Here is a 21,416-nt window from a genome sequence, read left to right on the forward strand (position 1 = left end):
TTGTCGCTATAACTGCCCAATAGTCAAGCCATCAGAGCAAGGAATTCTCAGACAGGCGGGCAGACAACTGACAGTGAGCAACCGAGCCTTTTCCAGCGACGGTCGTGCTCACCTCATCAGGAGCGAAAGTCGCGTCCTGGGAGTCAGGTGCAGCTACGGGTGGAGACTTCCTGGGTGGCCCGGGCACCGGTGGCGGCGTCGTCGGCCACCTGCTCCGCCGTCAGCACGTAGCCGGTGCGGTTGTCCTCGACCGACGCTGCGAAGACCACGCCGTACACCTTGCCCTTCGACGAGAGCAGCGGACCGCCGGAGTTGCCCGGGCGGACCTGGGCCCAGATCGAGAAGGCCCGCCGGGTCACCGTCTTGTCGCCGTAGATGTCCGGACCGCGGAGGCGCTCCTCGGACCGGATCCGAGCCGGCTCGGAGTCGAACGGCCCGTTCTCCGGGTAGCCGAGCACGACCGCCGCCGCGTCCGCCTTGCCCTCCGGATCGAAGCTCAGCGGCTTGATGTTCAGCTCAGGCACGTAGATCACGGCGACGTCCACGCTGGGGTCGAACAGGACGACGGTCCCGCTGTAGGAGCGGCCGTTGACCTCCACCTTCGGGTTGCTGACGCCGGCCACCACGTGCGCGTTCGTCATCACCCGCTGCGGGGCGTAGACGAACCCGCTGCCCTCCAGGCCACGGGAACAGTTGGCGACACCGGTGATCTTGGCGATCCGGCTGTACGCGTCGCGCACCGGAGGCTGCCGGGCGATCGTGCTGTCCGGCGGCTGGGTCTCGCGGATCCGCTCCGGCACGAACGGGTCGAGGAACCGCGGGAACAGGTCGGTGTTGACCACGTCGTTGAACGCCTGCAGCGCCCGATCAGCACCACCCGGCAGTGCCTCGTCGACCTTCGCCAGCACCTGCGAACCACGCACCGCCGAGGTGACGCTCGGGATCCGCGCACCGCTGACCGCCACGCCGAGCACCCACGACACGACCAGCACCGAGACTGCAGCCAGGGCGGCGCCACCCAGCGCGTCGACGGCCTTCACCGGTTTCCAGGAGATTCGGTTGCGCAACTTGGAGCCGAGCAGCGCCCCGACCGTCCGCCCGATCGACGCCAGGAGGACCACCAGGACCAGGGCGGCGAAGGACACCTCGACGCTGGGCGAGAAGTTGTCCAGCACCCGCGGTACGCCGTACACGCCGACCGCCGCACCCGCGAGCAGGCCGAGCGTCGCGCAGGCACCGAGGACGAACCCCTCGATGTATCCGGAGATCGCCACGAGTCCGGTGATCACCAGCAGCGCGATATCGAGACCGCTCACTCCACACCCTCCGGACGCCCCAGATCGTGCTCGATGGCCGTCAGCCGTCGCACATCCTCCGACCGCCGGCCCTCACTCCGCCAGGCCGCCTCGACCAGTCGGTCGGGCAACGGTACGACGTTGGCCGGGTCCCAGTCCCGCGCCCAGCCGCCGAGCGTCAGCAATTTGTCGAGCAGACCGGCGGTGAAGCCCCAGATGTAGAGGTCACCGATGGTGAACGCGGGACCGGTGAAACCAGAGGGATGGAGGCAGCTGATCCGGTTGGCCGGGTCGGTCAGCGCCGCGATGGACACTCGGTGCACCGAGGCCACCTCGGCGGGATCGACCACCGCGACCGGCGAGGGCTCGCGCCACCAGCCCAGCACCGGCGCCACCCCGAAGTTGCTCACCGGCACCCAGAGCGACGGCCACACGGCGAACACCTCGACCCCGGCCGGGTTCAGGCCGGTCTCTTCCTCCGCCTCGCGCAGCGCGGTCCGGATCATCCCGTCGACGCCGGTGCCATCGCCCTCGTCGGCCCGGCCGCCCGGGAACGCCATCTGCCCAGCATGCGATCGCAACGTCCAGGACCGCTCGGTCAGCAACACGTCCGGGCCGTTGCCACCGGCATCATCATCGTTGCCATCAGCAAGCAGGATCAGTACTGCGGACTGCCGGATCTCCGGGTCGTCCGGCGGGACGAAGCGGGACAGTTCCTCCGGGTCGACCTGCTTGGACGCCATCGCCAGCGTGTGCAGCCAGCCCGGCAGCTCCACGTCGAACGTCGCGCTGGTCCTCACCAGGTCACCCCCAGCTTCTCCCGCACCAACTGGTCCAGCTGCTGCTGCGAGGTCAGCTCGCCGCGATGGACGTAGACGACCGCGCCCTCCTGGTCGACAAAAGCGGTCAACGGCGGCCCGGCGATCTTGAGCGCCTGCTGGGTCGCCTTCTCGTCGTCGACGACGTGCGGGTAGTCCCACTGCTGCTCGGTCGCGAACTTCACCGCGAGCTCGGGCCGCGGATCGGCGTAGTCGATGCCGAGCAACTGGAGCTTGCCCCCGGCCTTCTTCTTCAGCTCGGCCAGGTAGGGAGCCTCCTTGCGGCACGGACCGCACCACTGCGCCCACACGTTGACCACCATGGGTCCGCGCAGAGCCGACAGCCGCACGTCCGGGCCGTGGCCGAGGCAGGGCAGGCTGATGTCGGGTAGCGCGTTCGCCACCGGCGGCCGCGACGGAACACTCGGACAGGCGGCCAACTTGTCGGCGCCGGCGATGCTCCGGCTCTGCGACCCGCCGCTCGAGGGCTGGTTCCCAGCCCCGTTCTGCTCCGACCCACAGGCCGCCAGCAACCCCATCACAACCACCACCGCAAGCACCCACACATGCGCTCCACCACGCGCCGTGCGCTGCAGCACCGCACGGGGCTGCTCCGCACGGGGCTGCACCGCGCCACTGGCCGCCGCCCGGGAGTCCGCCCCAAGCGCCTTCCAGCGCGGCACTGCGGCTGTGCGCGCGGCGCGGCGGAGCGCAGTACGGGGCGATGGGAGGGTCACGCGGGGACCTTCACCAGCCTCGCGGCGAGCTCCGGGTCGGTCGGGCCGGTGCCGTAGGACGGGCACCACTGGGCGATCGGGCAGGCGCCGCAGGCCGGCTTCTTGGCGTGGCAGCGGCGACGGCCGTGGAAGATCAGCCGGTGCGACAACATCGTCCAGTCCTTCTTCGGGAACAGGTCGCCGATGATGTGCTCGACCTTGACCGGGTCGGTCTCCTCGGTCCAGCCGAACCGGCGGACCAGCCGGCCGAAGTGGGTGTCGACGGTGATGCCGGGTACCCCGAAGGCGTTGCCGAGCACCACGTTCGCCGTCTTCCGGCCGGTGCCCGGGAGCTTGACGAGCTCCTCCATCTTGGCCGGCACGATCCCGTCGTAGTCGTCGACCAGGGCCTGGCCGAGCTTCATCAGGCTGTTGGTCTTGGCCCGGAAGAACCCGGTCGGCTTGAGGATCGCCTCCAGCTCCTCGCGGTCGGCCTCCGCGTACGCCCTGGCGTCGGGATACCTCGCGAACAGCGTCGGGGTGATCTTGTTGACCGTCACGTCCGTGGTCTGGGCCGACAGGATGGTGGCGACCAGGAGCTCGAGCGGGGTGGTGAAGTCCAGCTCAGTGTGAGCGTCCGGATAGGTCTCGGTGAGCACCTTGTGCATCTTCCGGGCCCGGCGGACGAGCTGGGTGTGGGTCTCATCGGTGAAGACCGGGGCCTTCCGGGGCAGTTTCACCGGCACCGACGGGGTGGTTCCGAGGGACGCCTGAACTGGCGCCGCGACACGCTGGGTGGGCATGCAGGCCAGCCTACGTGGCGGTCCCGACACCCGAGGGGCTACGGTTTTGGGGCGACCGGGTGTAAACAGCCCGGTGCCGAGGGGGCTCGCAGCCCCTTCGAAGGCTTGTGGTCAAAGGTCCGAGGAGGCCCATTCGTGGACGCCGCAGTGCTCCGACAGGCACCGCTGTTCAGTCAGCTCGACGACGAGGCAGCCGAAGCGCTGACCGCCTCGATGACGGAGAGCAGGCTGCGCCGCGGCCAGGTGCTGTTCCACGAGGGCGATTCCGGCGACCGGCTGTTCGTCGTCGTCGAGGGCAAGGTCAAGCTCGGCCGCACCTCCGCGGACGGCCGGGAGAACCTGATCGCCGTGCTCGGCCCCGGCCAGATGTTCGGCGAGCTGTCGCTGTTCGACCCGGGACCGCGCTCCGCCACGGTCACGGCAGTCACCGACGCCTCGATGATGTCGCTGACCCACGACGAGCTGCTCCGCTGGCTGGCCGGCCGTCCCGAGGTGGCCCGCGGCCTGCTCCTGCAGCTCGCGTCCCGCCTCCGCAAGGTCTCCGACGTGGTGGCCGACCTGGTCTTCTCCGACGTACCGGGCCGCGTGGCCAAGGCCCTGCTCGATCTGGCCAGCCGCTTCGGCCGGACCGCCGACGACGGCGTCCACGTCCACCACGACCTCACCCAGGAGGAGCTCGCCCAGCTGGTCGGCGCCTCCCGCGAAACCGTCAACAAGGCCCTGGCCGACTTCGCCTCCCGAGGCTGGGTCCGCCTCGAACCCCGCTCCGTAGTACTTCTGGACGTAGAGCGCCTCCAACGCCGCGCCCGCTAGCCGTCTGAGGGGTTAACCCCTCAGACGGTGGGTTGCACCCTCGGAATCTCGCGGGGCAACCCACCCGCTTGAGGGTCAACCCCGGAGGATTCCTCAGGCAGCAGGACGGGCACGGGCGAAGGCCCGTCGGATTCGTACTGCGACGTCGGTCGGCCGCGCGAGATCTGCCCAGGTGAACCGGACGACCTCGAGACCGAGTGCGCGCAGGCGGTCCTCCCTGACCTTCTCCTGAACGAGGACCTCCCGGGATCCGCCCGCATACTTCACCAGTCCATCGAACTCGACGACGGTGCGGTGGTCCGGGAAGTAGAAGTCGACGCGCGCGATGAACCCGTCGGAGTCCTCGAACTCCGCCTGCAGCATCGGCGTTGGGAAACCCTGGTTGTGGAGGAGCACTCGTAGACGCGACTCTCCGACCGATTCGGACAGCGGGTCGGCAAAGGAGAGAGCCGCTCTCGCCGTGGCGCTTCCCGGCCAGAACTCGATTCTGTCGAGCATCTGAAGCACCGCCTCAGCACTCAGGTGGTGCGCACGGAGTACGGCATCGGCACTCACCACGATCGCCTCGAACGACGTCGTACACGCGGTTTCGGCCAAGGCGCGCGGTACGGTCGTGGCCGTCAAACCCTCGACCTCCGTCAGTTCGGTCGCCGGTAGCTTGCCCCGATGGTGGCGGACCCCGGCGATCAGACCACCACGGCGTCCGTCCAGCCGGCTGATCTGCACCTCGCCCAGGCCCACACCCCATAGCGGTACTCCGTGCAGCACCAGCGCCGAGTGGTGGCTGAGAGCAACCGTCCCCGGACGCATCGAGTTCGCGACCGCGTAGGCGAGTTGCCGGTGTCGCCACGTCTCACGATCCCACGGAGCAAGGTGGCCCAGGTCCACTCGCTCGGCGTACTGGCCGTAGCGAACCTTCTGCCAGCGACCGTCACCGAGGCGCTCCCGCAGTTGCTCGCGGGTGTACCCGCAACTGAAGGCCTGTGCGCGGCTGAACACCCCGCCCTGTCCCGCCGCGATCACCTTCAACCTGGGATTCACCTCCCAAGCATCGCCCGGTCGTCACCCCCGCCGCTCGCCTCACACCGCCACCTGTGGATAAGCGCCCTCTGAAGGGTTAACCCCGCAGCGTCTGGGGTGCCCCCTGAGATTCTGCCGGGGCAACCCGTCCTTTGAGGGGTTAACCCCTCAAAGGACGTTCGGGAGAGCCGGGGGTGCACCCCTCGGAGGCGTTCCGCGCTGCGGGGGTTTAACCCGTCAGAGGGCGTTGAGGTAGTCGAGTTGGGCTCGGACTGAGCGTTCGGCGGCGGGCCAGAGGGGACGGGGGACGTCGGCGTAGACGTGGGCGACGATGGCTTCTGGGGTGGTGTGGCCGGTGGCTACGGCTTCGCGGACTTGAGTCAGGCGTTCGTGGCGGTGTTCCAGGTAGAAGGTGAGGACGGCGCCGGGGTCGTCGATGACCGGGCCGTGGCCTGGGAGTAGGCGGTCTACGCCGGCTGGGGAGTTGGCGAAGGCGCGGAGGCTTTCCAGGGATTCGAGGTAGGGGCCGAGGGCACCGTCCGGATGGGCGACCACCGACGTGCCGCGGCCGAGCACGGTGTCGCCGGTCAGCAGGGACCCGTCCTGCGGGAGCCAGAAGCAGACCGAGTCCATCGTGTGGCCGGGCGTCGGCAGTACTTCGATCCGCAACTCGCCCGAGGTGATCACGTCTCCCTCGGCGAGCCCGTGCGCGTGGTCGGTCGGGATCCGGAACGCCGGATCCACCGACCGCACCGCGCTGTTGGCCCGCTGCGCGAACCACGCGGCGCCCTCGGAGTGGTCGAAGTGCCCGTGCGTCAGCAGCACCATCGACACAGTGCACCCGTACTGCGCGACTGCGTCGAGCACGGCGCGGAGGTGTTCCTCGAGCATCGGCCCGGGGTCCACCACGACGGCGGTGTCGGACTCGGGTGCCCGGAGGATCCAGGTGTTCGTGCCGTCCAGGGTCATCGGGCCGGGGTTGGCCGCGAGGACGCGAGACGCGTACGGCGTGACTGCCTCGACTGTCATGTGGTCTCCAGGTAGGCCTGGTCGTTCTCCACCCGCACGGTCGGGAGGATCGGCCGGACCTCGCGCTCGGTGGAGGCCGCCAGCACGTCGGCGACAGCGTCGTACGGGATCAGGTCGCGGCAGCACAGGTACGTCGGCGGGAGCATCAGCATCTCGCCGGCCTCCACCGCGTTGACCGCGTCCGCCGGGCGGAGCCACGCGACCTGGTCGGACTCGCTCGTCACGTCCCGGGTCACTTGGCCCGCGGGGAGCGCGGCGACGAAGAACCTGGTGTCGTAGCGCCGCGGCTCGAACTCGGGGGTGATCCAGTGCGCCCAGACGCCGAGCAGGTCGGCTCGCAGTACGAGACCGCGGCGGTGCAGGAAGTCGGCGAAGCCGAGCTCGCGGGACTCCAGCGCGACCCGGTCCGCCTCCCAGTCGTCACCGGTGGTGTCGCCGACGACGGATTCGGTCGATGGGCCGGCCAGGAGTACGCCGGACTCCTCAAAGGTCTCCCGTACTGCGGCCGCGACGTACGCGGCGGCGGTCTCCGCGGAACACCCGAGCCGCTCCCCGAACCACTTGGGCGACGGCCCAGACCACGAATCCGCGATCGAGGAATCGGTCGGGTCCACCCGGCCGCCTGGGAACACGGTCATCCCCGCAGCAAACGCCATCGATTGCTGCCGCCGGAGCAGATAGACCTCAGGTCCTTCGGATGCGTCCCGGAGCAGGATCACTGTCGAAGCAGGCCGCGGCTCAAGCGCCACCCGCCCTTCCCGCACAAACGACAGCGCCTCAGCCGCCATCCGCCCGGAGAGCAACTGCGCCTTCAGATCCCGAACCATCTCCACCTCCACCTCGAAGAACCTCCGCCAGCCGCCCGGCGCTCAACCGCACGCCATGCCCCTTGCCGCCCCACCCTTCGGGCGGAGCACCCGCGAGGTACCTCAGGCCGGTGGACGCGCCTGACGGCTGCCAGCGGAACCTCCGGCCGGCGAACAACTGCACCCGGCGCCCCCTGGCGCCCGCCCTCCGGGCGGACAACAGGAGAAGGAGTGCCGGGCGGGTGACCCGCCCGGCGGCGCCGCCTCGGTGGTGCGCTGCCGCCTGGTGGGTGGGAGCCGGGGTGGGTCAGGCGACCTCGACGATTAGTTCGACCTCTACTGGGGCGTCCAGGGGGAGGACGGGGACGCCTACGGCGCTGCGGGCGTGTTGGCCGGCTTCGGCGAAGACGTGGCCGAGGAGCTCGGAGGCGCCGTTGGCGATCTGGGGCTGGCCGGTGAAGTCGGGGGTCGAGGCGACGAAGGCGACCACCTTGACGATCCGGGTGATGTTCGCCAGGTCGCCGATCTCGGACTTGATCGCGGCCAGGGCGTTGAGCGCACACTGCTGGGCGCACTCGACCGCCACCTCGGCGCTGACACCGTCGCCGTTCTTGCCGGTGGCGATCAGGGCTCCCTCACGCAGCGGCAGCTGTCCGGACGTGTAGACCAGGTTGCCGGTGCGCACCACGGGCACGTACGCGGCGACCGGCTTGGCGACCTCGGGCAGCTTCAGGCCGAGCTCGGCCAGCTTCTCCTCCGGGTGGCTCATGACTCGGTGATCTCCCGCTTCAGGTAGGCGACCAGCGTCTCCGGGTTGGGCCCCTGGATGACCTGGACCAACTCCCAGCCGTCCTGCCCGAAGTTGTCGAGGATCTCCTTGGTCGAGTGGACCAGGAGTGGCGCGGTGAAGTACTCGAACTTCTTCATAGCTGGACTCTAACGGGCGGCTCTCGAAGTGTGACGTGGCCTACGCCCTACGCTGGAGGTCATGGCGAGGCTGCATGTGGTCACCGGCAAGGGCGGGACCGGCAAGACGACGGTGGCTGCTGCCATGGCGCTCGCGCTGGCCGACCAGGGCAAGCGGATCCTGCTGGTCGAGGTCGAGGGCCGCCAGGGGCTCGCGCAGCTCTTCGACGTACCGCCGCTCCCGTACGTCGAACGCCGGATCGCGGTAGGACCGGCCGGGGGCGAGGTGTTCGCGCTGGCGGTGGACGCCGAGGCCGCCCTGCTGGAGTACCTGGACATGTACTACCACCTCGGCCGGGCCGGGAAGGCGCTCGACAAGGTAGGCGCCGTCGACTTCGTCACCACCATCGCTCCGGGCCTGCGGGACGTGCTGCTGACCGGCAAGGTCTACGAGGCCACACGGCGCAAGTCGCACGGCCGCCTCGCGTACGACGCCGTCGTACTGGACGCGCCCCCCACCGGCCGGATCGGGCCGTTCCTGAACGTGAACCAGGAGGTGGCCGGCCTGGCCAAGGTCGGACCGATCCGCAACCAGGCGGACGCGATCATGGGCATGCTGCGCTCCGACGTGACCCGGGTCCACCTGGTCACGCTGCTGGAGGAGATGCCGGTCCAGGAGACCCTCGACGCGGTGGAACAGCTGGAGCAGCTGGACCTGAGGATCGGGTCGATCGTGGTGAACATGGTGCGCAACAGCCCGCTCGACGACGACGCGCTCGCCCTTGCGGTGAAGGAGAAACTCCCCGCCGTCGAGCTGACCCGCGGGCTCCGGGCGGCCGGTTTCACGGCCACCAAGAACATGGTCGCCGCCTTGACGAAAGAGGCGCGCGACCACGCCGTACGGGTCGGGCTGGAACGGGAGAACCGCGACCGGATCGATGCCCTGGGCAAGAAGGTGACCGAGGTGGCGTTGCTGCCGGACGGGATCGACCACGGCGCCCTGTTCGACCTGGCCGAGGAGCTGCGCTCGTGAGCACGCTGGACCTGGACGCGCTGATCGACGACCCCGGGACGCGCATCATCGTCACCTGCGGCTCCGGTGGCGTCGGCAAGACGACGACAGCCGCCGCCCTCGGTCTGCGCGCCGCCGAGCGCGGGCGGAAGGTCGTCGTACTGACCATCGACCCGGCGCGCAGGCTGGCCCAGTCGCTCGGCCTGACCGAGCTGGACAACACGCCTCGCGCCGTCGCCGACGCGGACCCGGCGAACGGCGGCCGCCTCGACGCGATGATGCTGGACATGAAGCGCACCTTCGACGAGGTGGTGCTCGCGCACGCCACCCCCGAGAAGGCCGAGCAGATCCTGGCGAACCCCTTCTACGTCGCGCTGTCGTCGTCGTTCGCGGGGACGCAGGAGTACATGGCGATGGAGAAGCTCGGCCAGCTACACAAGCAGGCCGAACGCACCGGCGACTGGGACCTGATCGTGGTCGACACTCCTCCGTCGAGGTCGGCGCTGGACTTCCTGGATGCTCCGGAGCGGCTGGCCTCTCTGCTGGAGGGGCGGTTCCTGCGGCTGCTGCTGGCACCCGCTCGGGGACCGCTGCGGCTGATGTCGGCGGGGGTGAACCTGGCGATGTCGGTGATGAACAAGGTGCTCGGCGCGCAGGTGCTGACCGACGTGCAGACGTTCGCGGCCGCGTTCGACACGCTGTTCGGCGGGTTCCGGGAGCGGGCCGACCAGACGGTCGCACTGCTGCGGGAGCCGCACACCGCCTTCCTGGTGGTGGCCTCACCGCAGAACGACGCCCTGCGCGAGGCGTCCTACTTCACCGAGCGGCTGCGCGAGGAGCAGATGCCGCTGGCCGGCGTCGTGCTGAACCGGGTGACCACCACCCACGTCCCCGATCTGTCGGCCGAGCAGTCCATGGCCGCGGCCGAGAAGCTCGAGACCGCCGGCAAGTCCGAACTGACCGCGGCCGTCCTGCGGCTGCACGCCGACAAGATGCAGCAGGTGGTCAGCGACCGGAAACGCGCCGACCGGTTCCGCCGCGGCCACCGCGCGATCGCGACCGTCGACGTCCCGGCCCTGCCCGACGACGTCCACGACCTCACCGGCCTGCGCACCATCGGCGATCTCCTCACCGCCTGACACCCCCTCCGCCCACGGCACCGCCCACCAGATCGCTCCGTCACCGCGCTCTCACGGGCGGAAACCGGACGGTTCTGGGCTGGTTTTCACTCTCAGCGAACGCTCGACAGGCCCGGGAATGACCTGGTGGGGACTGTGGTTGAGCCTGTCAGACTCAATCTTCAACAGAGGGTGTGACAGCGTGACAGAGACGTTGAACCTTCCCGTTCTCCCGCTAGACGACATCGTGGTGCTGCCTGGAATGGTCGTGCCGGTGCGCCTTGCGGACTCCGAGGCGCGCGCTGCCATCGACGCCGCGCAGGCCTCGGGCCAGGACCAGGTACTGCTGGTGCCGCGCCTGGACGGGAAATATGCGAAGGCCGGAACGCTCGGTGAGATCGAGCAGATCGGCCGGTTGCCGGGCGGCGCCCAGGCAGCCGTGATCCGGGGTACCGCCCGGGTCCTGATCGGCGCGGGGACCACCGGTCCCGGCGCGGCCCTGTGGGTCGGCGCGACCGTGCTGGACGAAACCACTGACAACAAGTCCGCCGAGCTCGCTCGTGACTACAAGGCCCTGGTGACCACGGTGCTGGAGCGCCGCGAAGCCTGGCAGGTCATCGACTCGGTGAAGCAGGTGAACAACCCCGCGGAGCTGGCCGACCTGGCCGGTTACGCGTCGTACCTGAACAACGAGCAGAAGAGCTGGCTGCTGGAGACCCCTGACGTCTCCGAGCGGCTGACCAAGCTGGTCGGCTGGGTGAAGGACCACCTGGCGGAGCTCGAGGTCTCCGAGACGATCCAGAAGGACGTCCAGGAGGGCATGGAGAAGCAGCAGCGGGAGTTCCTGCTGCGCCAGCAGATGGCCGCCATCCGCAAGGAACTGGCCGAGCTGGATGGCAAGGCCGAGTCCGAGGAAGAGGACTACCGCGCCCGCGTCGAGGCTGCCGACCTGCCCGAGCACGTCCAGAAGGCCGCGCTCGCCGAGGTCGACAAGCTGGAGCGTACGGCGGAGCAGTCCCCCGAGGTCGGCTGGATCCGGACCTGGCTGGACACCGTCCTGGAGATGCCGTGGAACGAGCGGACCGAGGACGGCTACGACCTCCGTGAGGCGCGCGCCATCCTGGACGCCGACCACGCTGGTCTGGACGACGTGAAGGAACGCATCACCGAGTACCTGGCCGTACGCCGCCGCAGGGCGGATCGTGGCCTCGGGGTGGTCGGCGGGCGCCGCAGTGGCGCAGTACTGGCCCTGGTCGGTCCTCCTGGCGTCGGCAAGACCTCGCTGGGTGAGTCCGTGGCGCGTGCGATGGGCCGGAAGTTCGTCCGGGTCGCCCTGGGTGGCGTCCGGGACGAGGCCGAGATCCGCGGTCACCGCCGCACGTACGTCGGGGCGCTGCCCGGGCGGATCGTGCGTGCGATCACCGAGGCGGGTTCGATGAACCCGGTGGTGCTGCTGGACGAGATCGACAAGGTGGGTGCGGACTACCGGGGTGACCCGACGGCCGCGCTGCTGGAGGTCCTCGACCCGGCGCAGAACCACACCTTCCGGGACCACTACCTGGAGGTCGAGCTCGACCTGTCCGACGTGGTCTTCCTGGCCACGGCGAACGTGCTCGACTCGATCCCGGCGCCGCTGCTGGACCGGATGGAACTGGTGCAGCTCGACGGCTACACCGAGGACGAGAAGGTCACCATCGCCCGCGACCACCTGCTCCCGCGTCAGCTGGACCGGGCCGGTCTGTCGGCCGAGGAGGTCACCATCGAGGACTCGGCGCTGCGGCTGCTGGCCGGCGAGTACACCCGAGAGGCCGGAGTACGGCAGCTCGAGCGTTCGATCGCCCGGGTGCTGCGCAAGGTGACGGCGAAGCTCGCCCTGGGCGAGGACCTGGGGTCTGTGACCATCGGCGCCGGGGAGCTGAAGAGCTACCTGGGTTCGCCGAAGTTCACGCCGGAATCGGGCGAGCGTACGGCGCTGCCGGGTGTTGCGACCGGGCTGGCTGTGACGGGTGCCGGTGGTGACGTGCTCTTCATCGAGGCGTCGCTGGCCGACAAGGAGACCGGCCCGACCGGAGTCACGTTGACGGGGCAGCTCGGCGACGTGATGAAGGAGTCGGCGCAGATCGCCCTGTCGTACCTGCGGTCGCACGGTGCGGAACTGGGTCTGCCGGTGAGCGATCTCGCCGAGCGGAACACCCACATCCACGTACCGGCGGGCGCAGTCCCGAAGGATGGACCGTCAGCCGGTGTCACGATGACGACGGCGCTCGCGTCGCTGCTGTCGGGACGGCCGGTGCGCTCCGAGGTCGCGATGACCGGTGAGGTGTCGCTGACCGGCCGGGTGCTGCCGATCGGTGGGGTGAAGCAGAAGCTGCTCGCCGCCCACCGGGCCGGTCTGACCACCATCCTCATCCCGGCCCGGAACGAGCCGGATCTGGAGGATGTGCCCGAGTCGGTGCTGGCGGAGCTGACGGTTCACCCCGTGAGCGACGTCCGGCAGGTGCTCGACCTGGCCCTCGAACCGGCCCAGGTGGACGCCCGGCAGTTCGCCGCCTGACGCGGAACACGTAGTACCGGGAACGGCCGGATCACCCTCGTGGTGGTCCGGCCGTTCGGCATTTCGGGCCTTGAACAGACGTCCGGAACTAGGCTCCGGTTGACGTGACATAAAACACATCCGAGGAGTTGGCGTGGCTCCCTGATCACGTAGGCTCTTGTCCCATGCGCGCAAGGGATAAGGGCGATCGGGGCGTCGTCCAGTCAGTGGTCCTGTTCCTGGGGGTGAGCGTTCTCTCGGGCGCTCTGGCAGCCGGTCTGGCGATTCCGTTCGCCGGCCTGGCAGGCTTCAGCACCGAGAAGACGGCAGAGACACTGCAGGACCTGCCACAGGAGCTGAAGACCGTCCCACTGGCCCGGAACAGCAAGATCGTCGCCGCCGACGGCTCGCTGGTCGCCAACCTCTACGAGCAGAACCGGGTGCCGGTCAAGCTGTCCCAGATCAACCCGATCATGCGCAAGGCGATCGTCGCGATCGAGGACGACCGGTTCTACGAGCACGGCGCGCTCGACGCCAAGGGCACGCTGCGCGCCCTGCTCCGCAACCAGACCGAGGGCGCGGTCCAGCAGGGTGGCTCCAGCATCACCCAGCAGTACGTGAAGCTGAGCCTGATCGAGAAGGCGAACGCCGCCAACGACCCCGAGGCCATCCAGGCCGCGACGGCGGAGACCTACCAGCGCAAGGTCGCCGAACTCCGGTACGCGGTCGCCGTCGAGAAGGAGTTCTCCAAGGACGAGATCCTGGAGAAGTACCTGAACCTCGCGAACTTCGGCGACGGCACGTACGGCGTCGAGGCCGCGGCCCGGCACTACTTCTCCACCAGCGCGGCGAAGCTGACCCTGCCGCAGGCCGCGATGCTGGCCGGTCTGGTGAAGAACCCCACCGGCTACGACCCGACCAACAACAAGAAGCGCGCCAAGGACCGGCGCGACGTCGTCCTGCGGCGCATGCAGGAACTGAACGTCATCTCGGCCAAGCAGGCCACCGACGCGATCAAGACCCCGGTCATCAACCCGGCCAAGATCCAGCCGGTCCCGAACGGCTGCGCCAACTCGAAGTACCCGTTCTACTGCGAGTACATCGTCTCCAAGCTGCTGGAGAACCCGGCCTTCGGCAAGACGGCCAAGGCCCGCGACCACTACATCAAGACCGCCGGCATCCTGGTCAAGACCTCCCTCGACCCGAGGATCCAGGCCGCCGCGCAGAAGTCGATCAACGAGCACTCGAAGCCGACCGACCAGGCGATCGCGGCGGTCACGATGATCGAGCCGGGCACGGGTGTCGTCAAGGCGATGGCGCAGAGCCGGCCGTACGGCGCCGGCAAGAACCACACCGCGTACAACTACAACGTGGAGAAGTCCTACGCGGGCGGCTACGGCGGGTTCCAGAACGGTTCGACGATGAAGGCGTTCACCATCGCCGCCGCGATCCAGCAGGGCTTCCCGCTCAACCACCGGATCCAGTCCCCGCCGACGATCAACCTCAGCGGCAAGAAGTTCAGCACCTGCACCGGGACGACGTCGGACCCCGACTACAACCCGAGCAACTCGACCGAGGCCCACGGCGACCTGACCATGATCGACGCCGCGCGCGCGTCGACCAACACCTACTTCCTGCAGCTCTCGCAGCAGGTGGGTCTGTGCCCGATCGCGACGGTCGCGGCCGCTCTGGGCATGCATGACGCGCAGACCGGGCAGCCGCTCAAGCAGGTCGTGTCCATGACGCTCGGCGTCGACACGGTGACCCCGCTGATGCTCGCCAACGCCTACGCGACGTTCGCTGCTCGCGGCCTGTACTGCACGCCGCTGCTGATCACCTCGGTGACCAGCTACAACGGCAAGCCGATCAAGACGCCCCCGCCGAGCTGCAAGCAGGCGATCGATCCCGCGGTCGCGGATGGCGTGAACGCCGTGCTGCACCAGGTGATGGAGCCGGGCGGCACCGGTGGACGGCTGAAGTTCGGCCCCAGCGACCTGGCCGGCAAGACCGGAACGATCAACGCCAACCTGGCCGTCTGGTTCGCGGGCTACTCCTCGAAGATGGCCGCCGCCTCGGTGGTGGCGGACGCGCAGCCGCCGTACAAGAACCTGATCGGCCAGACGCTCGACGGCAAGAAGATGAGCGACGCCTCGGGTTCCGGTACCGCCGGACCGGTCTGGCAGACCGCGATGGAAGGCGCTCTGAAGGGTCTCCCGACGACCCGCTTCACCGCGCCGAACGACAAGACCATGCGTGGCGACGTGAAGGATCTGCCGTTCGTCAACGGCAAGAGCCCGCAGGAGGCCGTCGGCATCCTGCAGCAAGCGGGCTTCCAGGCGGAGATCGCGCCGGGCCTGGTGGACTCGGAAGAAGCCGCGGGGACAGTCGCCTACACCAGCCCGCGGCAGCGCGACGGAGCCCCTGAGGGGTCGAAGGTGCTGATCTACATCTCCAACGGGAGCAAGGGTGGTGGGCAGCCGCCCAACCCGCCGAACACACCTCCGACCATCGGCAAGCCGCCGCCACAGATCCCGAACTGTCCGCCTTGGCACCCGAAGTACCCGAAGTGCGGCAGGTAGCGAACTGAGAAAGGGGCCTCGTCCGGTCGGACGAGGCCCCTTTCGCTGTCAGCAGGAGTAGGCGTCAGGCGCCGAGCTGGCGCTTCACCTCGGCGGAGACGGTGCCGCCGTCGGCCTTGCCCTTGACCTTGGGCTGCAGGGCGCCCATCACCTTGCCGATGCCGCGCGGACCGAGCTCGGCGGCTCCGGTGGCGGCGATGGTCTCGGTGACGAGGGCCGCGATCTCCTCGGCGGTCAGCTGCTCCGGCAGGTACTCGGCGAGGATGTCCGCCTCCGCCTGCTCCTTGTCCGCCAGCTCTTCACGGCCGGCCTCCCGGTACGCCGTGACGGACTCGCGGCGCTTCTTCGCCTCGGCCGTCAGCACGTCGAGGACCTCCGCGTCGGACAGTTCGCGGGCCTCCTTGCCGGCCACCTCCGCCTTCGTCACGGCCGTGAGCGCCATCCGCAGGGTCGACTTGCGGATCTCGTCGCGCGCCTTCAGGGCCGCGGTCATGTCGTCGTGCAGGCGCTGCTTCATCTCGGAGTTGGACATGCCCACGATTGTGGCAGGCTGGTGAAATGAGTTTCCGGGGGCTTGCCGCCACGACCTTGAAGACCGCTGCCGTCGTCACCGGCGTGGGCGCCGCCTGCGTCGCCTACGCCGCGGGCGTGGAGGTGCGCTGGTTCGCCCTGCGCAGGGTGACGATGCCGGTGCTGCCGGTGGGCACCACACCGGTCAAGGTGCTGCACCTGTCCGACCTGCACCTGATGCCCACCCAGGAGAAGAAGATCCGCTGGGTGCAGGAGCTCGCCGGGCTGGAGCCCGACCTGGTCGTGAACACCGGAGACAACCTGGCCCACCCCGACTCGGTGGCCCCGCTGCTGCGTGCGCACGGCGACCTGCTCGACCTTCCGGGTGTGTTCGTCTTCGGCTCCAACGACTACTGGAAGCCGCACTTCAAGAACCCGGGCAAGTACCTGCTACCGGCCCACAAGCAGCGCCACAAGCCGCACGGCCCGGACCTCCCCTTCGAGGAGCTGCGCGCCGGCTTCACCCGGGCCGGCTGGCTCGACCTGAACAACGCGCGCTCGACCCTCAAGGTGAACGGCCTGCGCCTGGACTTCGCCGGCACTGACGACCCGCACATCAAGAGGGACCGGTACGACGAGATCGCCGGCGAGGCGGACCCGGCGGCGGACCTGTCGATCGGAGTCACCCACGCGCCGTACCAGCGAGTGCTGAACGGCTTCACCGGCGACGGGTATCCGTTGATCCTTGCCGGGCACACCCATGGCGGACAGCTCGCGGTGCCGATCTACGGAGCGCTGGTGACGAACTGCGACCTGGACACCTCCCGGGTGAAGGGAATGACCACCTGGGGCTACGAAGGACGCCAGTCCGCGTTGCACGTCTCGGCCGGGCTCGGCACCTCGCCGTACGCGCCGGTGCGGTTCGCCTGCAGGCCGGAAGCGACGTTGCTCACGCTCGTTCCGCGGGTCACCGGGGTCGATGGATAACCCGATTTCGTCCCAGCGGTGGGCGCATGTAAGCTAACGCCGAATTCGGGCTGTGGCGCAGCTTGGTAGCGCGCGTCGTTCGGGACGACGAGGTCGCAGGTTCAAATCCTGTCAGCCCGACCACCGATCAGGGCCGGTCACTCATCAGTGACCGGCCCTGATTGTTTTCTGTCTCACGCCACTGCAGCGAGTGGTCCCCAGAAGTAGCCGAAGTTCTCCGTCGGCCCGGCCATGAACCGCTGGCTCAGCACCACGCCGATCAGGTCGCGCGACGGATCGGTGTAGGCGCTCGTGCCGGCGCCACCGGTCCAGCCGTAGCGACCGACCGCGGTCCACGGTTCGGTCACCGCGGTGTCGACCGCGACGCCCAGCCCCCACGACCAGGCCGGCCCGGCCATCTCAGTCGTCCCGGCCCGCTGCTCGGCCGTCAACTGGTCCCGGGTCAACTCCTCGCGCGACTCCCGCGAGATCAACCGGTCGTCCGCGAGCGCGCCGAGGAACGTCAGGTAGTCCTCGACCGTCGAAACCAGCCCGCCACCGAAGCTCTCGAACTGCGGCGGCGCGGCGAACGCTTCGTCGTACTCCTCGAAGACCTCCACCCCGTCCGCCGTCGGCCGGTACGACGTGGGCAGGTGCGCCCCGTCTGCCTGGAAACTCGTGGCCGTCAACCCGAGTGGATCCGCGACCCGTTCCTTCAGTACTGCGTGCAGCGGGGCTCCGGCGACTCGGCCGATCAGCACGGACAGCACGTCGATCCCCGTGTGGTACATCCAGCGAGTCCCCGGCTGATAGGCGAGCGGGACCGCCGCAAGTCGGGCCATGTACTCGTCGGCGGAGAACGCCTGCGGCATCGGCCCGTTCCCGACAGCAGCGAACTCCTTGGCCACGGGGACGTCGGTGAAGAAGGCGCCCAGGCCGAGCGTCATCGTCAGCAGGTGCCGGACGGTGATCGGCCGGTCCGCCGGCACTGTCTGGTCCACCTCAGCCTCAGGTGAAACGAGCACGCGCGGCTCGGCGATCTCCGGCAACCACTCGGCCACCGGGTCGTCCAGGCCGAAGAGCCCGTCTTCCACCATCGACAGGGCAACGACGGCTCCGACGGGTTTGCTCAGCGAGGCGATCCGGAACCGCGTCCCCGTCCGCATCGGCTCACTCGACCCGAAGGCGAGCGACCCGGTCGCGAAGTACTCGGTCTCGCCCTGGTGCCGGACGCCGGCCACGATCCCGGGCGCCCAGCCGGCCGCGACCTGGTCCTCCAGCGAACGCCAGACCGGAGCGAACTTCGACATGCTTCCCCATCTCCTCATCGAGTGCTGCCTTCGTCGAGTGCTGCCACCGTAGGACGCCATCGGGGCCGACCTAGGCTGTAGGGCGTGAGTGGCATGGAGCGGGTAGATCTCGGTGAGGTCGACTACGAGGTCGCGGGCAAGGACATGAAGACCTGGGTCGAGGAGCGGATCGCGGGTGAGGCCGAGGACAGGTTGTTCCTGCTGAGCCATCCACCGGTGATCACCTACGGCCCCCGGACCTCGCTGGACGACCTGCCGGCCGAGACCGCGGCGATCCCGACGGTGGCGGTCGACCGGGGCGGCTTCGCGACGTACCACGGACCGGGCCAACTGGTCGGCTATCTGGTGATCGACCTGAAGCAGCGCGGGCCGGTGGACATCGTGCGCTGGGTGGAGAACGGACTGATCGAGGCGCTCGGGTCGCTCGGTTTCCCGTTGGTCCGCCGCGACACCCCGAAGGGTGCGAGCAGCCTGGTCGGGGTGTGGACGGAGGACCACCGCAAGCTCTGTTCGATCGGGATGCGGATCCGCCGCGGCGTCACCAGTCATGGCTTCTCGATCAACCTCGACCCTGACATGAACGTCTTTCACACGTTCACGACGTGTGGGCTGCACGACGTGACGATGGTCTCCCTGGCCGAACTGGCGGCCGAGCTCGGCGTACCGGTGCCCACCGACGCCGTACTGCGCGATGCCGTTGCGCGGGCACTGGGCGCTTCCTGACGGACGGTGGCGCGGCGGTCGGTGGTTTGTCGGTAGCCTGCCGCAATGGGTGACGAGCGAGTCGAGTCTGAGGAGCCGGAGGGCGAGGTCGGTCCGGGCATGCCCGATGACCTCGAGGAGCTGCTCGAACAGGCCGACGAGGAAGCCGCGGAAGAGGCCGACGAGGGGCGTTTCGACGCGCCGCCGTTGCCGCCGCTGCTGATCCTCGCGGTGGTCGGACTGCTGGCCGGATTCGTCACAGTGGCGCTGGTCTGGCTGAGCGAGCAGGGCTGCGACCGGGTCCGGGACTCGCCGAACTGCGGCACGATGGGCTTCCCGCTGCTGGTGCTGACCGTGGTCGTGACGATCGTGCTGGCCGCTGTCACGCTGACCCGGCTGGCGATGCCGCGCCCGAAGCTGGTCGCCTTCCTCGGGGTCGCGTTCATGCTGCTGATCGTGCTGGCCTTCCTGTCGGACGACCTCTTCTCCACCTGGACCTTGCTTGTCGTCCCGGTGCTGACCGCAGTCACCTTCCTCGTCGCACACCTGATCGCCGGATGGTTGGAGCGAGCCGATGTCTGAACTCCCCCGCTACCAGTGCCACCGCGCCGGCGCCACGCCGTCGCTCGACGGCACGCTGACTCACCCCGCCTGGGCCGATGCGCCCTGGACGACCGACTTCGTCGACATCCGCGGCGACCAGCCCACGCCCCGGTACCGGACCCGGGCGAAGCTGCTGTACGACGACGAGTACTTGTACGTCGGCGCGCAACTGGAGGAACCGCACGTCTGGTCCACGATGGCCGAGCGCAACACCATGCTGTTCGAGGAGAACAACTTCGAGCTGTTCCTCGACCCGGACGGCGACGGCCTGAACTACTACGAGTTCGAGATCAACCCGCTCGGCACGATCTGGGAACTCACCCTGCCCAAGCCGTACTCCGAGGGCGGCGTGGCGGTGGACCCGACGAACCTGCCGGGCCTGCGGACCGCAGTACAGGTGGACGGGACGCTGAACGACCCGTCGGACACGGACAACGGGTGGTCGGTGGAGTTCGCGCTGCCGTGGACCGACCTCGCGACGTACAACCAGGGTCAGACGCCACCGCGGCCCGGTGACGAGTGGCGGATGAACCTGATGCGGATCGAGTGGGACCACGAGGTCGTGGACGGCGGGTACCGCAAGGGGAGCCAACAGGACTTCTGGGTCTGGTCGCCGCAGTACGTGGTCGACATGCACAAGCCGGCCCACTGGGGCGTGCTCGAGTTCACCGCGTCCTGATCGGCCGGCTCGAGAGGTTCGGCCGCTCAGAGTGACCCCCGCCCGGGCGGCGATCCGGGGCGAGGTGACAATGAGTCATATGGCCGAGGATCTTCGCGCCCGGCGCGCGGCGCACCTGCTCGACTTGGTGCACCGTGCGGACCGGCGCCTGCGCGGGCCGGACCAGTTGCGCTGGGCAACATTGCTGCGGGCCGAGACCGGCGGCCTGGACTCGGCGATCCGCTGGTCCGCCGAACACGATCCCCCGCTCGGCCTGCGACTGGTGGCCGGGCTGTCGACGTACTGGTGGATGCATGGTCTGCGCGGTGACGCCGCGAGGTCCGCGCGCTGCGTGCTGACTGCGCTCGGGCCGCGGGTGCCGGACGGGCTCAGCGAGGAGTACCTGCTCGCAGTACTGCTGGCTGCCGGTCAGCAGGATGACTCCGGGTTCGATCTGGCTGAGCATGTCGAGCAGGCCGCGCTGGTCGTGCAGAGCCTGGACGAGCCGTTCACGCACCCAGTGACCTTGCTGCTGTGGTCGATCGTGTTCGGGCCATTCGTCGCGCCGGGCCAGGTCGCTGACGTGCTCGCGCGGAACACGACCAGCCTCGACCCGTGGGCGCTGGCAGTTATCGAGCTTTGCGCCGGATACCCCCGGCTGACCGGCAGCGACCCTGACATGTCCGAGAAGGCCCTGCAGGAGGCTCTGGCGCAGTTCCGGCTGATAGGAGACCGGTGGGGCGTCTCACTGGCTCTGAGCGCCCTTGCGGAGCTCGCGGCCTGGTCGGGGCAGTTGGGGCAGTGCCAGGAGCTCACCGGCCAGGCTCTGGCCGTCACGGAGGAGCTCGGAGCTGACGAGGACTCCTCGCTGCTGCTGTGCCGTCGCGCCGACCTACACCTGCGCCTGGGTGAGCTGCTTGCTGCCCGCAGGGACTACCAGCGCGCACTGCAGCTCGGGAACGCGGCGGAGACGTGCGCGGCCGCACGGATCGGCCTCGCCAGAGCAGCCCGGTACGGCGGGGATCTCCCTGCGGCCAGGGAGTTCGCGCTGGCGGCGCTGGAAGGGTGTCCCGACAGCGGTGAGCTGGCCCGGGCCGAGGCCCTCGGCGAACTCGAGGCGATCGCCACGGCCGAAGGTGATCCTGTGGCACCGGCCACACCTGGCGGCTCTCGCCGGATAACCGGGCGCTGGTTAGAGTCGGGCTGACCCAGCCCAGAG

General features: G+C 69.1%; 21 protein-coding genes and 1 tRNA gene. 11 read left to right on the forward strand and 11 right to left on the reverse strand.

Going from position 1 to position 21,416, the window contains the following annotated elements:
* Positions 1-143: 143 nt before the first annotated feature.
* Genes EV648_RS09685 through nth form a run of 4 tightly spaced genes read right to left on the reverse strand, consistent with a single transcriptional unit; the run spans position 144 to position 3,632 of the window.
* The gene (locus EV648_RS09685) at positions 144-1,316 is read right to left on the reverse strand and encodes a MarP family serine protease (RefSeq protein ID WP_132287897.1); all 1,173 of its coding nucleotides are present in this window, start codon (positions 1,314-1,316) and stop codon (positions 144-146) included.
* A complete protein-coding gene (locus EV648_RS09690) occupies positions 1,313-2,095 on the reverse strand; it encodes a CoA pyrophosphatase (protein WP_199234513.1) in 783 nt (260 codons plus the stop codon). Before EV648_RS09690 ends, EV648_RS09685 begins: the two co-directional genes overlap by 4 nt.
* Complete coding sequence (locus EV648_RS43935) at positions 2,092-2,850, reverse strand: TlpA disulfide reductase family protein (protein ID WP_241995003.1); 759 nt, start codon at positions 2,848-2,850, stop codon at positions 2,092-2,094. Before EV648_RS43935 ends, EV648_RS09690 begins: the two co-directional genes overlap by 4 nt.
* Positions 2,847-3,632 (reverse strand): endonuclease III, encoded by a 786-nt coding sequence (nth, locus tag EV648_RS09700; RefSeq protein ID WP_132287900.1) that lies wholly within the window; start codon positions 3,630-3,632, stop codon positions 2,847-2,849. Before nth ends, EV648_RS43935 begins: the two co-directional genes overlap by 4 nt.
* Positions 3,633-3,767: 135 nt before the next feature.
* On the opposite strand from nth, the gene EV648_RS09705 reads away from it, so the two are divergent.
* Positions 3,768-4,445: a Crp/Fnr family transcriptional regulator gene (locus EV648_RS09705; RefSeq protein WP_132190424.1), complete on the forward strand. Its 678-nt coding sequence runs from the start codon at positions 3,768-3,770 to the stop codon at positions 4,443-4,445.
* Positions 4,446-4,538: 93 nt separating this feature from the next.
* Here the strand turns inward: EV648_RS09705 and EV648_RS09710 are convergent, their stop codons facing one another.
* The 5 genes from EV648_RS09710 to EV648_RS43115 form a co-directional block, all read right to left on the reverse strand.
* Entirely contained in the window at positions 4,539-5,486 is a 948-nt protein-coding gene (locus EV648_RS09710; protein ID WP_132287902.1) for a type IV toxin-antitoxin system AbiEi family antitoxin domain-containing protein, read from the reverse strand.
* A 216-nt stretch (positions 5,487-5,702) separates the two neighbouring features.
* Positions 5,703-6,494: an MBL fold metallo-hydrolase gene (locus EV648_RS09715; RefSeq protein WP_132287904.1), complete on the reverse strand. Its 792-nt coding sequence runs from the start codon at positions 6,492-6,494 to the stop codon at positions 5,703-5,705.
* Positions 6,491-7,321, reverse strand: coding sequence for an NUDIX domain-containing protein (locus EV648_RS09720; RefSeq protein WP_132287907.1), 831 nt, complete (start codon positions 7,319-7,321; stop codon positions 6,491-6,493). The genes EV648_RS09715 and EV648_RS09720 overlap by 4 nt, the downstream gene beginning before the upstream one ends.
* A gap of 286 nt (positions 7,322-7,607) precedes the next feature.
* Positions 7,608-8,069 (reverse strand): RidA family protein, encoded by a 462-nt coding sequence (locus EV648_RS09725; RefSeq protein ID WP_132287910.1) that lies wholly within the window; start codon positions 8,067-8,069, stop codon positions 7,608-7,610.
* A complete protein-coding gene (locus EV648_RS43115) occupies positions 8,066-8,227 on the reverse strand; it encodes a hypothetical protein (RefSeq protein ID WP_132190429.1) in 162 nt (53 codons plus the stop codon). The genes EV648_RS09725 and EV648_RS43115 overlap by 4 nt, the downstream gene beginning before the upstream one ends.
* A gap of 61 nt (positions 8,228-8,288) precedes the next feature.
* Between EV648_RS43115 and EV648_RS09735 the strand changes: the two genes are divergently transcribed.
* From EV648_RS09735 to EV648_RS09750, 4 genes are all read left to right on the forward strand, one after another.
* Entirely contained in the window at positions 8,289-9,239 is a 951-nt protein-coding gene (locus tag EV648_RS09735; protein WP_132287912.1) for an ArsA-related P-loop ATPase, read from the forward strand.
* Positions 9,236-10,357 carry an ArsA-related P-loop ATPase gene (locus EV648_RS09740; protein WP_132287915.1) on the forward strand — a complete coding sequence of 374 codons (1,122 nt, stop codon included), beginning with the start codon at positions 9,236-9,238 and terminating at the stop codon, positions 10,355-10,357. The genes EV648_RS09735 and EV648_RS09740 overlap by 4 nt, the downstream gene beginning before the upstream one ends.
* Positions 10,358-10,538: 181 nt before the next feature.
* Positions 10,539-12,890, forward strand: a complete 2,352-nt coding sequence (lon, locus tag EV648_RS09745) for an endopeptidase La (protein WP_132287918.1) — start codon at positions 10,539-10,541, stop codon at positions 12,888-12,890.
* A 164-nt stretch (positions 12,891-13,054) separates the two neighbouring features.
* On the forward strand, positions 13,055-15,448 hold the full coding sequence (locus EV648_RS09750; RefSeq protein ID WP_132287921.1) for a penicillin-binding protein: 2,394 nt from the start codon (positions 13,055-13,057) through the stop codon (positions 15,446-15,448).
* A 64-nt stretch (positions 15,449-15,512) separates the two neighbouring features.
* Here EV648_RS09750 and EV648_RS09755 read toward each other — a convergent pair whose 3' ends face one another.
* On the reverse strand, positions 15,513-15,980 hold the full coding sequence (locus tag EV648_RS09755; protein ID WP_132190434.1) for a GatB/YqeY domain-containing protein: 468 nt from the start codon (positions 15,978-15,980) through the stop codon (positions 15,513-15,515).
* 26 nt (positions 15,981-16,006) lie between these two features.
* On the opposite strand from EV648_RS09755, the gene EV648_RS09760 reads away from it, so the two are divergent.
* Positions 16,007-16,945 carry a metallophosphoesterase gene (locus EV648_RS09760; RefSeq protein WP_132287924.1) on the forward strand — a complete coding sequence of 313 codons (939 nt, stop codon included), beginning with the start codon at positions 16,007-16,009 and terminating at the stop codon, positions 16,943-16,945.
* 46 nt (positions 16,946-16,991) lie between these two features.
* A tRNA-Pro gene (locus EV648_RS09765) sits at positions 16,992-17,068 on the forward strand.
* Between the two features lie 50 nt (positions 17,069-17,118).
* On the opposite strand, the gene EV648_RS09770 is transcribed toward EV648_RS09765, so the two are convergent.
* Positions 17,119-18,234, reverse strand: a complete 1,116-nt coding sequence (locus EV648_RS09770) for a serine hydrolase (RefSeq protein WP_199234514.1) — start codon at positions 18,232-18,234, stop codon at positions 17,119-17,121.
* A gap of 93 nt (positions 18,235-18,327) precedes the next feature.
* On the opposite strand from EV648_RS09770, the gene lipB reads away from it, so the two are divergent.
* The 4 genes from lipB (at position 18,328) to EV648_RS09790 (ending at position 21,404) form a co-directional block, all read left to right on the forward strand.
* Positions 18,328-18,957, forward strand: a complete 630-nt coding sequence (gene lipB / locus EV648_RS09775) for a lipoyl(octanoyl) transferase LipB (protein ID WP_132288738.1) — start codon at positions 18,328-18,330, stop codon at positions 18,955-18,957.
* A gap of 45 nt (positions 18,958-19,002) precedes the next feature.
* Positions 19,003-19,518 carry a hypothetical protein gene (locus tag EV648_RS09780; RefSeq protein WP_241995004.1) on the forward strand — a complete coding sequence of 172 codons (516 nt, stop codon included), beginning with the start codon at positions 19,003-19,005 and terminating at the stop codon, positions 19,516-19,518.
* The gene (locus EV648_RS09785; RefSeq protein ID WP_132287930.1) at positions 19,511-20,218 is read left to right on the forward strand and encodes a carbohydrate-binding family 9-like protein; all 708 of its coding nucleotides are present in this window, start codon (positions 19,511-19,513) and stop codon (positions 20,216-20,218) included. Before EV648_RS09780 ends, EV648_RS09785 begins: the two co-directional genes overlap by 8 nt.
* A gap of 79 nt (positions 20,219-20,297) precedes the next feature.
* Positions 20,298-21,404: a hypothetical protein gene (locus EV648_RS09790; RefSeq protein WP_132287933.1), complete on the forward strand. Its 1,107-nt coding sequence runs from the start codon at positions 20,298-20,300 to the stop codon at positions 21,402-21,404.
* The last annotated feature ends 12 nt before the right edge of the window (positions 21,405-21,416 follow it).

This window comes from Kribbella sp. VKM Ac-2568, from assembly GCF_004345365.1.
GTDB classification, from domain to species: domain Bacteria; phylum Actinomycetota; class Actinomycetes; order Propionibacteriales; family Kribbellaceae; genus Kribbella; species Kribbella orskensis.

What these genes read in the sequence shown, in the direction of transcription:
- lipB (WP_132288738.1), top strand. Translation starts at nt 18,328, where the DNA reads ATGGAGCGGGTAGATCTCGGTGAGGTCGACTACGAGGTCGCGGGCAAG.
- nth (WP_132287900.1), bottom strand. Translation starts at nt 3,632, where the DNA reads ATGCCCACCCAGCGTGTCGCGGCGCCAGTTCAGGCGTCCCTCGGAACC.
- EV648_RS09790 (WP_132287933.1), top strand. Translation starts at nt 20,298, where the DNA reads ATGGCCGAGGATCTTCGCGCCCGGCGCGCGGCGCACCTGCTCGACTTG.
- EV648_RS09755 (WP_132190434.1), bottom strand. Translation starts at nt 15,980, where the DNA reads ATGTCCAACTCCGAGATGAAGCAGCGCCTGCACGACGACATGACCGCG.
- EV648_RS09720 (WP_132287907.1), bottom strand. Translation starts at nt 7,321, where the DNA reads ATGGTTCGGGATCTGAAGGCGCAGTTGCTCTCCGGGCGGATGGCGGCT.
- EV648_RS09735 (WP_132287912.1), top strand. Translation starts at nt 8,289, where the DNA reads ATGGCGAGGCTGCATGTGGTCACCGGCAAGGGCGGGACCGGCAAGACG.
- EV648_RS09715 (WP_132287904.1), bottom strand. Translation starts at nt 6,494, where the DNA reads ATGACAGTCGAGGCAGTCACGCCGTACGCGTCTCGCGTCCTCGCGGCC.
- EV648_RS09750 (WP_132287921.1), top strand. Translation starts at nt 13,055, where the DNA reads ATGCGCGCAAGGGATAAGGGCGATCGGGGCGTCGTCCAGTCAGTGGTC.
- EV648_RS09760 (WP_132287924.1), top strand. Translation starts at nt 16,007, where the DNA reads ATGAGTTTCCGGGGGCTTGCCGCCACGACCTTGAAGACCGCTGCCGTC.
- EV648_RS09780 (WP_241995004.1), top strand. Translation starts at nt 19,003, where the DNA reads ATGGGTGACGAGCGAGTCGAGTCTGAGGAGCCGGAGGGCGAGGTCGGT.
- EV648_RS09770 (WP_199234514.1), bottom strand. Translation starts at nt 18,234, where the DNA reads ATGTCGAAGTTCGCTCCGGTCTGGCGTTCGCTGGAGGACCAGGTCGCG.
- EV648_RS09725 (WP_132287910.1), bottom strand. Translation starts at nt 8,069, where the DNA reads ATGAGCCACCCGGAGGAGAAGCTGGCCGAGCTCGGCCTGAAGCTGCCC.
- EV648_RS09785 (WP_132287930.1), top strand. Translation starts at nt 19,511, where the DNA reads ATGTCTGAACTCCCCCGCTACCAGTGCCACCGCGCCGGCGCCACGCCG.
- EV648_RS43115 (WP_132190429.1), bottom strand. Translation starts at nt 8,227, where the DNA reads ATGAAGAAGTTCGAGTACTTCACCGCGCCACTCCTGGTCCACTCGACC.